Source organism: Cupriavidus sp. NPDC089707 (genome assembly GCF_044748965.1).
GTDB lineage: Bacteria > Pseudomonadota > Gammaproteobacteria > Burkholderiales > Burkholderiaceae > Cupriavidus.
In genome coordinates this window covers 19918-33437 of record NZ_JBIVHB010000022.1, presented here as the reverse complement: position 1 = coordinate 33437, position 13520 = coordinate 19918, and the positions used below count along the sequence as shown (strand labels likewise).

General features: G+C 65.5%; 9 protein-coding genes and 2 riboswitches. Of the genes, 3 read left to right on the top strand and 6 right to left on the bottom strand.

Going from position 1 to position 13520, the window contains the following annotated elements; translation table 11 throughout:
• Window positions 1–227: 227 nt before the first annotated feature.
• The gene (locus tag ACIP1U_RS26060) at window positions 228–1493 is read right to left on the bottom strand and encodes a D-amino acid dehydrogenase (RefSeq protein ID WP_400321300.1); all 1266 of its coding nucleotides are present in this window, start codon (window positions 1491–1493) and stop codon (window positions 228–230) included.
• A 54-nt stretch (window positions 1494–1547) separates the two neighbouring features.
• Window positions 1548–1677: riboswitch (glycine riboswitch) on the bottom strand.
• A riboswitch (glycine riboswitch) is annotated at window positions 1678–1779 on the bottom strand.
• 306 nt (window positions 1780–2085) lie between these two features.
• On the opposite strand from ACIP1U_RS26060, the gene ACIP1U_RS26055 reads away from it, so the two are divergent.
• From ACIP1U_RS26055 to ACIP1U_RS26045, 3 genes are read left to right on the top strand one after another with little or no spacing between them, the layout of a single operon-like run.
• Window positions 2086–4329: a TonB-dependent receptor gene (locus tag ACIP1U_RS26055; RefSeq protein WP_400321445.1), complete on the top strand. Its 2244-nt coding sequence runs from the start codon at window positions 2086–2088 to the stop codon at window positions 4327–4329.
• Between the two features lie 5 nt (window positions 4330–4334).
• The gene (locus ACIP1U_RS26050; protein ID WP_400321298.1) at window positions 4335–5570 is read left to right on the top strand and encodes a sialidase family protein; all 1236 of its coding nucleotides are present in this window, start codon (window positions 4335–4337) and stop codon (window positions 5568–5570) included.
• Window positions 5567–6079 carry a TlpA family protein disulfide reductase gene (locus ACIP1U_RS26045; protein ID WP_400321296.1) on the top strand — a complete coding sequence of 171 codons (513 nt, stop codon included), beginning with the start codon at window positions 5567–5569 and terminating at the stop codon, window positions 6077–6079. The genes ACIP1U_RS26050 and ACIP1U_RS26045 overlap by 4 nt, the downstream gene beginning before the upstream one ends.
• Window positions 6080–6134: 55 nt before the next feature.
• Here the strand turns inward: ACIP1U_RS26045 and tssM are convergent, their stop codons facing one another.
• Genes tssM through ACIP1U_RS26020 form a run of 5 tightly spaced genes read right to left on the bottom strand, consistent with a single transcriptional unit; the run spans window position 6135 to window position 13477 of the window.
• On the bottom strand, window positions 6135–10004 hold the full coding sequence (gene tssM / locus ACIP1U_RS26040; RefSeq protein ID WP_400321293.1) for a type VI secretion system membrane subunit TssM: 3870 nt from the start codon (window positions 10002–10004) through the stop codon (window positions 6135–6137).
• A 12-nt stretch (window positions 10005–10016) separates the two neighbouring features.
• Complete coding sequence (tssL, locus tag ACIP1U_RS26035; protein WP_400321291.1) at window positions 10017–11327, bottom strand: type VI secretion system protein TssL, long form; 1311 nt, start codon at window positions 11325–11327, stop codon at window positions 10017–10019.
• Complete coding sequence (gene tssK, locus ACIP1U_RS26030) at window positions 11327–12670, bottom strand: type VI secretion system baseplate subunit TssK (RefSeq protein WP_400321289.1); 1344 nt, start codon at window positions 12668–12670, stop codon at window positions 11327–11329. Before tssK ends, tssL begins: the two co-directional genes overlap by 1 nt.
• 4 nt (window positions 12671–12674) lie before the next feature.
• Entirely contained in the window at window positions 12675–13193 is a 519-nt protein-coding gene (gene tssJ / locus ACIP1U_RS26025) for a type VI secretion system lipoprotein TssJ (RefSeq protein WP_400321287.1), read from the bottom strand.
• A gap of 2 nt (window positions 13194–13195) precedes the next feature.
• On the bottom strand, window positions 13196–13477 hold the full coding sequence (locus ACIP1U_RS26020; protein ID WP_400321285.1) for a PAAR domain-containing protein: 282 nt from the start codon (window positions 13475–13477) through the stop codon (window positions 13196–13198).
• Between the last annotated feature and the right edge of the window lie 43 nt (window positions 13478–13520).

Genomic DNA, 13520 nt, shown 5'->3' with positions numbered 1-13520 from the left:
AGCGGGCGAGGGGAGCGTATGCGCGGGGGTAGTGGCAAGCTCGTACGCCTTCGCGTGCGCCGGCTTGCTCCCCTCTCCCGCAAGCGGGCGAGGGGAGCGTATGCGCGGGGGTAGTGGCAAGCTCGTACGCCTTCGCCTGCGCCGGCTTGCTCCCCTCTCCCGCCTGCGGGAGAGGGGTCGGGGGAGAGGGCCGGCGCTGGCAATAGCGACACGCCCAACTGGCGATCTCAAGCCTTGGCAAGCCCCACCGAACCCACGCCCGAAACCTTCGGCTGAACCAGCGCCTGTTCCACCACCCCCGCCACCATATCCGCCGTCACCGCCGACAGCGTCCATCCCAGGTGTCCATGCCCGGTGTTATAGAACACGCACCGAGCCCGCCCGCGGCCCACGCGCGGCAGCATGTCGGGCAGCATCGGCCGCAGCCCCGCCCACGGCACCACGCTGCGCGTGCTGACGCCGGGGAAGCACTGCTGCACCCATTCCACCAGCGGCCGGATGCGGTCGGCGCGGATGTCGCGGTTGAAGCCGTTGAACTCCGCGGTGCCGGCCACGCGGAAGCGGTCGTCGCCGAGGCGGCTGGTGACCAGCTTGGTTTCGTCGTCGAGCAGGCTGACGGTCGGCGCTGCGGCGCGGCTGGCGGCGTCGCTCAGGTTGACGGTGATGGAATAGCCCTTGACCGGATAGATGTTGACGCGGTCGCCCAGCCCGGCGGCCAGCGCACGGCTGGCGGTGCCGGCGCAGATCACCGCGCCGTCGAAGGTCATGGTGGTGCTGCCCGCGGCTTCCTGCACGGTGACCCTTGCACTGCGGCCATCGGTGGTGACGTTGCGCACGTCTTCGCCGTAGCGGCAGCGCACGCCCATGCGCTCGATGGCGGTGGCCAGGCCGCTGGTGAACTTGTGGATGTCGCCGGTCGAATCGCTTTCGGTGAAATAGCCGCCGTAGTAGGTGCCGGCCAGCGTCGGCTCGATCGCGCGCATTTCCGCCGGTGTCACTGCGCGGCGCTCCAGTCCGCCCTGTGCCAGCAGCGCCGAGACGCGGCCCGCGTGCTCGAAGCTCGCCTTGTCGCGGTAGATATGCAGGATGCCTTCGCGCTTGTGGTCGAAGTCGATGCCTTCCTGCGCCGCCCACGCGAACAGGTGCTCGCGCGCCGCGATGGCCAGGCGCGCGGTCTCGATGGTGTTGCGGCGGTAGTGCGGGATCGAGGCGATAAACTCGGCGAACCAGCTCAGCTTGTGCCAGCCCGGGCGCGGATTGACCAGTAGCGGCGCATCGCTGCGCAGCATCCACTTCAGGCCCTTGACGATGGTGGACCAGTGCGTCCAGACCTCGGCGTTGGAGGCGGACAGCTGCCCGCCGTTGGCGAACGAGGTTTCCATCGCGGCGTAGCGGTGGCGCTCGAACAGGGTGACGGAGAATCCGCGCCGGGCGAGCGCGTAGGCCGTGGTGACACCGGTGATGCCACCGCCGATGACGGCGATTGTCTTCATGATCTGGCAGTCCAGAAACGTCGGAGTTGGAGCCCGTACGCGACATGCGTGGCGGACGCCCCCTCTGTTCCAGACCTGAGAGATTCACGACAGTCGCCAGTGGTGCCGGTAGTACCGGTGGCGGGGGCCGCTTGCTCCTTCGGTATGCCGGCTGACGATGGCGGCATTCTTCAGAGTGCTGTGACGCGTGATACCGGTCCTTTTGCCTGAGAGTTTCCGGGGCGGTTGCTCCTTCGGCGCTGTCCGCGGCGGCTGCCGCCGGATCAGTCTCTCCCAGCATCACGTTGGCGTGTGAGCCAATCCGGGCAAATCTAGAGACAAAGGCCGCATATTGATATGCGGGTAAACGTGAATGGAGCCAGACGCCTTCGCATGGATCGGTCAAGTCACTTCCGTGCGGCGCGGCGCTATGTCGCACTGCGTCAAGCCGCCTCGCCGCCTAGAATGCCAGCACTCGCTAGGCGGAGGAAGCGCGGGAGGAAGCGCGCCGTAACACGAGCCGGATACGGCGCACCGGTCGGGCGAGCCAGAAGAACAGAAAGGTATTCCAGTGAGAAGAAATCGGATTGCGCTGGCCGCCTCGGCCGCGCTGATGGGCCCCGGCATCGCCGGCGCGCAGGCGGATGGACCCGTCAGCGCGCCGCAGCCCCTGCAGGAAGTCGTGGTCTCGGCCAAGACCGAGCGCGGCGAAACGCCCGCCACGCCGCCCAATACGCCATCGCCTGCCTACGGCATCAGCGCCGCGCGCATGGCGGACTTCAACGTCGTCAACACCGAAGACGCGCTCAAGTACGCGCCCAACCTCGCCGTGCGCAAGCGCTTCATCGGCGATATGAATTCGATCATCTCGGTGCGCAGCACCAGCTCGCGCCAGTCGGCGCGCGGGCTGGTTTATGCCGACGGCCTGCTGCTGTCCAACCTGCTGGGCTCGGATTTCACCTTCCCGCCCCGATGGTCGCTGGTCAATGCCGCGGAGATCGAGCGGGTCGACGTGCTGTATGGCCCGTATTCGGCGCTGTACCCGGGCAACTCGCTGGGCGCGACGGTGCTGATCAGCACGCGCACGCCGGAGAAGTTCCAGGGCGATGCCAGCGTGCAGCTGTTTACGCAGCGCTTCAACCTGTACGGCACACACGACAATTTCAACGGCGTGCATGCCAACGCCTACGTCGGCGACCGCGTCGGACCGTTCTCGTGGCTGGTCAGCGTCGACCGGCAGGACAGCAAGAGCCAGCCGCTGAGCTTCTACACCGCGGCGCGTTCGAGCGTGCGCGCGACCTCGGCCGACAAGCCGGTCACCGGCGCGTATTTCGACCAGGACCAGACCGGCGCCAACCGCACCGTGATGGGTGTCAACAGCGAGGGCGTCACGCACACCGTGCAGGACCAGCTCAAGGTCAAGCTCGGCTACGACATCACCAACACGCTGCAGGCGCAGTTCACCGCCGCCTACTGGCAGCAGGACCGCTCCAGCGCCACCGGTAGCTATCTGCGCGATGCCAACGGCAACGTGGTGTCGAGCGGCCCGGTCAATATCGGCGGCTTCCGCTACGTCATCCCCGCCAACGCGTTTGCACCGGGCAACGGCGAAGACGCGCGCTGGCTCTACGGCCTGTCCCTGCGCACGCGCAACGAAACCGGGTGGAACTTCTCCGGAGTGGCTTCGCTGTTCGATGTCAGCAAGGACATCAGCCGCACCGCCAGCACTGCAGGCAATGGCCCGGGCACGGTGACCTTTGGCGACGGCACCGGTTGGCGCACGCTCGACCTGAAGGCCGACTACCGCCCGCAGCAACTCAAGGGTGGCCACTGGGTCACCCTCGGCTACCACTACGATAATTACCGCCTCAGCAACACCACCTACAACACCTCTGACTGGCAGGCGGCCACCATCTCCGCGTTCAACAACGCCTTTGCCGGCAAGACCGAGACGCAGGCACTGTACGCGCAAGACGCGTGGTACTTCGCCGAGGACTGGAAGCTGATCCCTGGCGTGCGCTGGGAACACTGGCGCGCCTATGACGGCAGCCGCAGCCAGCCGGGCGTGAATGTCGCGTACCCGGTGCGCAGCGAGTCCAACTGGTCGCCCAAGCTCGCGCTGGAAAAGGCCATCGGGCAGGACTGGCTGGGCCGGCTGTCGCTCGGCCAGGCCTACCGCTACCCGACCGTCGCCGAGCTGTTCCAGGGCCGCATTACCGGCACCTCGCTGATCAACAACGATCCCAACCTGAAGCCGGAGCGCTCGTTCTCGAAGGACCTGACCTTCGAGCGCATGGTCGACCGGTCGTACTTCCGCGTCTCGGTGTATGAAGACGACATCCGCGATGCGCTGGTCAGCCAGACCAACACCACGGTGTTCCCCACCGTCACCAGCTTCCAGAACGTCGACCGCGTGCGCACGCGCGGCATCGAGCTGGCCTACGACGGGCGCGACGTGCTGTTCAGCGGCTTCGACCTGTCGGCCAGCGGCGCGTACAACCATTCCAAAACGCTGGAGAACGCCAACAACCCGGCATCGGTGGGCAAGTATTTCTATCGCATCCCGAAGTGGCGCGCGAACCTGGTTGGCACCTACCGCTTCACGCCGGCATGGACCGGCACGCTGGCGATGACCTATTCGGGGCGGCAGTACAATACGCTCGACAACAGCGACGTCAATCCCGACACCTTCGGCGGCACCAGCAGTTTCCTGACCTTCGACGTCAAGGTGACGTACAAGCCCGCCAGGAACGTGCGCCTCGGGCTTGGCATCGACAACCTGACCGACGAGCGTTACTTCGTCTACCATCCCTACCCGGGCCGGACGTTCTACGCCGAGGCCAAGCTTTCTTTCTGAGTGCAGTGACCAGCCCGACCCTGACCATGCAGCGCGTGCGCCGCAGCTTCCGAATCCTTGCCGCGGGCGTGATGGCCTGCACCGCGTTCGCCGCGATGGCGCAGCCTCATGGCGGTCACGGCGCGCAAAGCCCGGCGCCGAAGGCGAAGAGCGAACTTGGCACCGGCGCCGCCTTCGATCGAGATGGCCGGTTGTGGATCGCCTACAAGGACGGCCAGCACGTGGCGGTACGCGCGTCGACGGACCAGGGCCGCAGCTTCGGGCCGGTGCAGCACGTCAACAGCGTGCCCGAGCCAGTCGCGGCCGACCACGACAGCCGGCCAAAGGTAGCGGCGGGGCGCGACGGCGAGATCTATATCACCTGGACCCAGCCGCTGGCCAAGCCCTACACCGGCTTTATCCGCTTCGCGCGCTCCACCGACGGCGGCAAGACCTTTGCCGCGCCAGTGACGGTGCATGCCAACCGCGACCAGATCGCGCACCGCTTTGACGCGATCGCGGTCGACCCGGCCGGCCGCGTCTTCGTCAGCTGGATCGACAAGCGCGACGTGGTCGCCGCCGAGGCGCGCAAGCAGCCCTATGCCGGCGCGGCGATCTATTACGCGGTCTCTGCCGACCACGGCAAGAGCTTCCAGGGCGACTACAAGGTCGCCGACCAGTCATGCGAATGCTGCCGCATCGCGCTGGCGCCGACGCCGGACGGCAAGATGCTGGCGCTGTGGCGCCATGTGTTCCCGCCCAACGCGCGCGACCACGCGGTGGCGCTGCTCGGCGCCGACGGCAAGCCCGCGCCCATGCAGCGCGCGACCTTCGACGACTGGCGCATCGATGCCTGCCCGCATCACGGCCCAGGCGCCGCGGTGACGCCGGACGGCACGCTGCACATGGCCTGGTTCAACGTGAAGGCAGGCAAGCCCACGGTATCGGTGGGCCGCTTCAAGGACGGCAAGCTGCAGGCGCAGCGTCCGCTGGACGACCCGCGTGCGCAGCATGCCGATATCGTCGCGCTCGACGACCATCGCATCGTGGTGGCGTGGAAATCTTTCGACGGCCAGCAGACGCGGCTGTCGGCGATGCTGTCGCAGGACGGCGGCAAGACCTGGCAGGCGCGGCAGGTCGCCGGCACCGCGCGCGATTCGGACCAACCGCGCCTGCTGCAGCACGGCGGCCGTGCCTACGTGCTGTGGCGCACCGAGGCCGAAGGCTTCCAGGTCTTCCCGCTGGCGCAGGAGGGCGCATGACCGGGTGTAGGACGTTACGTCGCAAACTCGTCGCCACGCTGGCGGGCGCCGCGATCGCGCTCGGCGTCGCCGGCATGGCGCACGCGGCCGAACGTGTATCGGTCTTCGAATCCGCCAGTGCCGCGCAGCTCAGCGCCAGCCAGCAGGGCAAGCCGTTCGTGCTGGTGGTGTGGTCACTCGACTGTGTCTACTGCAAGCGCAATTTCGAAACCATCGGCAAGCTGCAGGCGAAGCATCGCAACCTGCGCGTGGTCACCCTGGCCATGGACCGGCCCGATGCGCTGCCGCAGGTGCAACAGCTGCTCAAGCGCGTCAACCTGACGCGCAATGCGTGGATGTTCGGCACCGAGCCGCAGGAGCGGCTGCGCTACGCGGTCGATCCCGACTGGATGGGCGAGATGCCGCGCACGTACTTCTATCGCGCCGACGGCCAGCGGCAGGGCGTGTCCGGCGTGATCAGCAACGCCGACTGGGACAAGCACCTGCGCTGGGCGGGCATCGGCGGCTGAGGCAGCCACCGACCCTTACGCAGGGGCAGCTTGCCGAAGATCGACGGCGCCGTGATCACCCCGACCTCCCCGGACACTGAAAGCCCTGCAAGAGGCCGGTCGTCCACGGGTTGGCGAGGCTGCCGGTGTTGATGTCCAGCTTGGCCTTGCGACCATCGAAGTCATACTCGGCCATGAAATGGCTGGCAGTGGCGGAGCCGGCGAGCCGGCCCTTGGCGATGACGCGCATCAGGGCCCAAGGCCCGTTCGCGGTCAGCGTCGAGGTATCCGGGCGGATGCGCGGGCTGGCTGTGATTTCCGCACCCTGCCCGCCGCGCGGGCCGGGCCATGTCACCTTGAGCGGGATGACCGGGCCGTGCACGTAGCGCTGGCTTTGCCCATCGAAGTCCATGTTCAGCTCGACGATCTCCGGATCGAGTTCGACTACCTTCAGGTCGACCTTCCAGGCCATCTTTTTCGCACCCGGGTCGCGGAAGAACACTTCGCGGATCTCCCTGGCGCGCTGGAACGGCACCAGGCTCGGGCCGGCGACCGGTGGCACGTCGGGCGCGGTCAATTTGTAGCGCCAGGGGGAGATGGTGGTATCCACGTGCGGCGCCAGGACCTTCTGGAAGAAATCGTCCAGAACGCCCCCGGTCGCGAAGACGCGTGCAAAATCGTCCGGGTCCACATCCTGCGTGGACGTCGGCGTGAACGGATACTTGCCATCGATGGCGCTGCGGCAGCTCTCGCCAATGACCGCATCCATCTGGGCGATCAGGATATCGCCGACGCCCTTGTTCACATCCCGGGTGCCCTGTACCACCAGGTCGGCCAGCACCGCTTTGAAAGGTGCCGGCAACTTGGCGGCCTCCATGCGAAGCTGTGCCCCGGCATCCGCCGGCGGCGGCAGATTGCGGGTGTTCAGTGCGTTGTTGGCCACAACCAGGCTGGTGTAGTAGGCGTTGACCATGCCGGCGATCGCATCCAGTTGCGGCTTGCCGGCGCCGGACTGCGCGCCGGGCGTCGCGGCATCGGCCTGGCCGGTGACCACTTCGCGCAGCGCGGCGAAGCGGTTGTCGACCACCTCGCGTTCCTGGCGGGCTTCGGCGCGAGCGGTCAGCGCGTTGACCTTCTCGGCCTTTCTGTCCAGCGCGGACAATGCTTTCTCTGCCAGAGACTTGTCCTCAGGAGCAAGGGGGCGGCTCAGCGTGGTCTCCGCCACCGCCGCCCGACCCAGCCTGGCCAGCGGGGAATCCGGCGCGGCGAAATTGCGCAGGATCTCCAGGTCAAAGGCCAGGTTGTTGCCTGTCACCGTCCGGATGTCGCCGAGGAATTTGTCCCAGTGCTCGGCATATTCGTTCAGGTACAGGCGGCGGATCTCGCGCGTCAGCGGATCGTTGCCGGTCAGCTTGCCGGCGGCGCCCTCAAGCGTTTTTTTTTGAGCGCCTGGCCCAGCTGCCCGGCCCATCACCCATGCGTCCATGGCCTGGGCCTTGCCGACGAACTCCGGCAGGCGCGCGTTGAACAGGTCGTGGTAGCCGGAGTAGGTGAAGAGGCCCGGGATGCCCCGCTCGAGCGGCTCGCCACTGGCGCGGGTGAAGACCGTGCCAGCCTGGGGACCGACTGCGCGCACCAGAGTGAAATCCTGCGGTGCCTCCTCCATCATGGCCGCCTTGGCGCGATCGTACAGGCGCTCGATCGACGTGTTGCCATCCAGGAAGTCCCGCGCCGAGCGGATCAGCGCCTCGTTCTTCGCATACGGCGACAATATGGGACGACTGCCATCCAGCAGGCTGTCCAGGTGCTCGAGCACCGCTACCCGACCGCCGAAGGCGTCCGCCCCGTTTCCCGTCGCCCAGTCGCTCTGCACCCAGCTACGCACGTCGGACGCGTTGAACTTGTCCTTGTCGTGCAGCATCAGGTAGACCCGAAGGGTGTCGTAGGTCTGCTTGGCATCGCGCTGATTGACCGCGCTTGACAGGACCGATTCGACTCGGCGAACCAGGTAAGGCACCAGCAGGTTGTCCTGCAGCTTGGTATGCGTCAGGGTCGCGGCGTCCAGCACCGGCGGCACGCTGTACAGGCCATAGTGCCAGTCCGCGGACGGATCGGCCAGGTTCAGGCTGGCATAGGCGGGAAGGTCGCGGGCCGCGCCCAGTACCTCGGGCATTGCGTCCGGCTGGGGCTTTTTGTAGAAGGCCGTCACGGTCGCGGCCAGCGCCTTGGCTTTCTCCTGCACCACGTCCAGGTAGTTGTGGTTGTGGCCAAAGCTGGAATATAGCGCTCCGGCCAGCCACAGGAAGATCACCAGCGCCAGGGCATGTCCGAGCAGGCGCAGCAGGCGAAAGCGGAACTCCCAGCGCAGGTTCGGCTTCACCAAGTGCGCCTCGGGCACGATGATGCGTTTGAATACGTCCTGCAGGAAGAAGCTGCGGCTGCCTGCTGGCTGTGCGACTGCCGCTTCGCTACCCAATGGCGTTCCACTGGGGAAGACGTGCTCCGGCGCTTCCATCATCTCCGCATGATCCCGCCCAAGCCGTCTCAGCACGGTCTCATGGTCGGCGACCAGCGTAGCCGCAGTTTGGGCGGCACTGGTGAAATACACCCCGCGCAGCATATGCGCGCGCTCGGTATCGTCAAAACGCGATCCGAGGAAAATCTGCGAAAGCATATCGACGATCGGCTCGGTCAGGCTCGCGAATTCCTGGGGCAGTGCGAACAATTCCTTGCGCCGATCCACGGCGTACTCCTCGCACAGGCGCGCATCGAGCCCTCTCTGTAGCCGGTCCGTGAGAAGTGTCATTTCTGAGCGGCAGCGCTGTGCGAAAGGCATGGGAGCCTCGCCGCGTTTCAGCTTCTTCTGCGCATAGGGGAGGGTAAAGCCCCAAGGCTGCGACCGTCCCTCGCTGCTCAGGTACTGGAAATACGCACCGAAGCCGGCCAACTGATCCAGCTTGGTAACGATGACATAGATTGGAAACTGGATGCCCAACTCCTTGCGCAGGTCGGCGAGTCGGGCGCGCAGGCTGGCTGCCTCGCGGACCCGTTCGTCCGGCGTTTGCGTCAGCAGATCCTCGACGCTGATGGTGAGTACCGCGCCGTTGATGGGTACACGACTACGGTACTTACGCAGCAGTGACAGAAGTCCCGCCCATTCGGCCGGATCCACTTTTTGGCTTTGTTCGTGCGTGGTGTAGCGCCCGGCTGTATCGATCAGCACTGCCTCGTTGGTCAGCCACCAACTGGTGTTCAAGGTGCCCTTTTCCTTACGTGCCGCAATGGCCGCGCTCATCTGCTCCGGCAGCGGGAATTGCAGGCCTGCGTTGAGCAGCGCAGTGGTCTTGCCGGCACCAGAGACGCCGACCATCAGGTACCACGGCAGTTTGTAGAGGTAGCGCTTGCCCTCGAAAAGCCGGCTGGTCCCGCCCGTGGTTCGCATTCCTTTGAGCTGCTTCAGCGCCGTCTGAACGGTCTCGTTCACCTTGGCGATCTCGTGCGCAGCAACGACTTCCGGGCGCTTGCCGCCGAAGTTCAGCAGCTTCTCCAGCAGCGAATCGTTCGCCTGTGACCTTCTGAGGAATTGGAAAACCTCATAGGCAACCACCAGGAAAACCAGTACGGCAATGACAACAACCCGGACTACTTCGGCGGCCAGCGGGTGCGCGTCGCCAATCGCCAGCAGCGGCCCGGCGTGCCAGATCAGCAGGCATAGTGCGGCGACGCCCACGACAGCGACCGACCAATTCAAGACGAGCAACAGCACCAGCACCAGCAACAGCACGATCACCGTCACCCGCATGCCAATGCCGGCCAGCGGTCGCATACCACTAAAGGCCAGCAACGGGCCAATGAACCATATGGCAACCGCCACAATCACCAGCGCCAGGAGGACCAGCAGCTGACGCGAGAACAGCGCGGCCGCACAACGTTTCAGGAATTCCATACGTACTCTTTCCTATTGCGTCACCACGATCTCGACGCGGCGGTTTCTCGCGCGTTCGACCGGTGTCTGGTTGCCGCCAACCGGCTCGCTGTCGCCCTTGCCAACGGCCTCCAGGCGGCCCTTGGCGACACCCTTGATGGCCAGGTACTCCGCGACGGTCGCCGCGCGCTCCTCGGACAGGATCTGGTTGGAGGGGAACCGCGCCGTCTTGATCGGCACGTTGTCAGTGTGACCAATGACCGTGACCTTGCCGGTCACCTTGTTGACTTCGCTAGCCACCTTGTCGAGCACCGGCAGGATCTTGCCGCTGGCATCGGCCTGGCCGGCGCCGAACATGTCGTCGCCGCGGAATGTAACGGTGCTGCGGGCGCTGTCCTCCTTGACGCTGACCACCCCACGTGCGATCTCCTCTTTCAGCAATTCGGCCAGGCGCAATGCCTTGGGCGGCTCCGGCGGCGTCGCCTGTCCAATCGCCGCGATCTGTCGCTCCAGGTCGTGGGAGCGGAAGAGCAGTTGGTACTTGTACCAGGCGAAAAGGCCGAAGACCGCCAGCGCCAGCACGCTGGCCGTTACCCAGACGGGCAGCGAGCGCAGCAGACTGAGCTTGCCGGCCTCCTCGCCACGCCAGTGTGGCGACAGATCGCGAGGGACGCTCTCGCGTGCCCCGGCAATCATGTTCAGCAAGCGCTGGCGGATCGCGTCGAGTTCTCGCGGCCCCTCGGCGCGCTTGCCATAGCGACCCTTGAAGCCCAGGCAGAGGATTTGGTAGATCACCTCGATCACGTGCATGTGTTCCTGCGGCGAGGCGACCAGGCGGCCCAACAACTGGAACACTTTTTCACCGCCGTCGCCTTCCTGATGACACTGGATCAGCAGGCTATACGTGGCCCAGTCGCCTTCGTGGCCCCAATGGGTTGCGTTGGCCGCCTCGTCGAGCGCCGTGCACAGGCTGTAGCGTGCAGCGAGGATATGCTCGCGACGCAAATTCGCGCGCTCGCAGGTTGTCTGGAACTGGTGGATTTCACTCACCAGTAGTTGCTTGAGGGCAGCCGCCCCTCCCGCACCCTGGAGATCCGCTGGCATGTCCGCCAGTGCGCGCAGCAGAGGCTGGGCGGCTGCCAGCAGCGGATTGGCCGCCGTCATGATGCGCTCGGCGCGCTGGTCCGGCGTTTCGGTCGTCGTCCGGCGCCAGGGGGCTCGTCTTGCTTCGCCGGCAGTGTTGGGCTGCGTTGCCGAAGCAGGGGCAGGGCCCGCCTCGGCCAGTGCCGACGACTCCTGGCCAGCCAGGAACGCGTCATTGTCCTTGTTGGCAATGTCTTCCATCAGCTACGCACTCCCCACAGCTCAAGGCGGATCTCCGGAAAATGGCCGGCCACGTGCAGAGCCAGGCCGCCATAGCGCTGGACCTGTCCCCAAAGCGGGTGGTCTTGCGACAGTTCAAAGTAGACCTGCCCAGCATTGAATGGAATCTGGCGCGGCGGCACAGGGAGGGGCTGCAACGGAATCCCCGGCAGGTGCGAGCGAATCAGTTCGGCCAGACGCTCGGACGGGCCGGCCTTGGCTTGAGCCGGGAACTGCTGCTGCAGCACGTCGGCGGGCATCTGGGCGCCCACGGCCAGCACGAATGTGTTGAACCGCCCAAACTCGGTCGGCTCCAGCACTGCCAGCCTGATGCCATGGGACTGGTCACGCAGTTCGATGCGCTGCGCGCTGCGTTCCAGCACAACGTTCAGCAGGAAGCGCAGGTCGTCCACGACAGGCTTCAGGCAGGTATGCGGCTCATCGTGGCGATAGGCCTCATAGTGCTTCGGCCGCCGAGTGGCAGTGCGCACGAAGGTGGACAATTCTCCCGCCAGGGCGGTCAGTCCGACATATAGGCTCTCGGGCGAGGCGGCCTTCGCCTCCAGCATATGCGTCAGCACCGGCTCATAGCGGTTTAGGAGTTGCAGGATGAGGTATTCGGAAACCTCGGCGGCATCGCCGCCGCGGGTGCTGGAGGCGGCAAGGCGCTCCGCCATGCTATTGGCCCGCAGGCACAGCAGACCGTGGAGCTCGCCCAACCACGTGGTCAGGAGGGGGCTTGCCGTGAAGACGTTGACGGGCGGGATCAGCGCCGGATCCAGTCTGGCGCTGCCGTCGGCGCGAATCTCGTTCACCTTGGCCAGCGGCAGGCCGATCCAGGACTCGGTGAGTTCTTTCTCCGGCAGCAGGCGCAGGCGCAGATCGGCCAGTTGCACCAGCTTGGGTCCCTGGCCGATCGAGTTGGCGTCCAGCAACTCCTCTTCGAAGCTGTGATAGCGAGCCAGCGAGTCGGCGCCGTTGTCGAATGTGGTCTCTTCGGCGTTAGGCGTGCGGATCGGCGCGGCAAGGTAGATCCGCTGGTTCAGGTGCTCATGCCGCAGCGCCAATGGCGCTGGCAACCTGGCGTGCGCAGGCGCATCAAAAGGCGTGCCATCCTGGAGGATACCGGCGGCACCGGAGACAACCAGCTTGCCTAGCGCAAGCGCTTCCGTGTCGATTGCGAAGTGATGAAAGCCCCAGAAGAACGGGCTCAACGCGGCAGCGCGCTTGTGGGCGAAATGCTCCAGGTAGCGCTCCTGCTGCTGAAAGAGCTGCGGGCGCAGGAAAAGGCCCTCGCTCCAGACGACCTTGTTATACCAACTCATGAATTCAGTCAGGTTTGGATACGGTGATGGTTTGCTGGTCCAGCGAGACCTGCAGCTTGACCTTTCGGGCCGGAATGACGGTGCGGTACCACGCAACCGCCGGTGCCGGCGGCAATTTGTAGACCGTGCGCCAGGTAGCTTTGCCGAGATCCCGGTAACCAATCAGCAGGCCCAACGCCGTGGTGTCCGGGTTCAGCTTGCGTTCGATGTCGCGTGACTCTCCTGGCCGCAGCACGAACTCGTCGCGGGCCAGCTGGTCTTGGGTCAGCACCGTCTTGTCATTCTTGTCGAGCGAAAAGTAGTCGGCGTTCTCGAATGCCGTTTCTGTCTTGAGTTCGTAGACGCGCACCAGCACAGGCGATGCGCGGCCCTTGTCGTCGGGGTTGACGGTCGACCGGGCATCGATGGACAGTTCGAGCTTGATTTGCTCCTTGGGCGCGACGGGCTGCGGCGCCGAGCAGGCGCCCAGCAGTACTGCTGTTGCCAACGTCGCCGCTGCGCCGCGCACAACACCAATCCGCATGTTCAATCCCCTACTGATGCGGCTTCGCTGGCTATCAGCTTGCAGCCACATTCGGTATGACACCCTTCCACGGCCACCGGCAGGTCGCCGACGCTGAAGGTGGGATGTGCTTCGATGATCTTGTTGATGCCGTGTGGACGCCCATCGGGATACTTCTGCGGGCAAGCCACCACATCACCCAGTCGGGCAATCGGCTTGCCATTGATCGTGTGGGTGGGGGAGCCACTGGTGACTGTGCCGCCATGGTCAGTCGTGTCACCGACCGTGATAATGCGCAGGCTCATTAAACCCTCCTTGCCTTCAAGGTGATAAAGAACGATTCGCCGT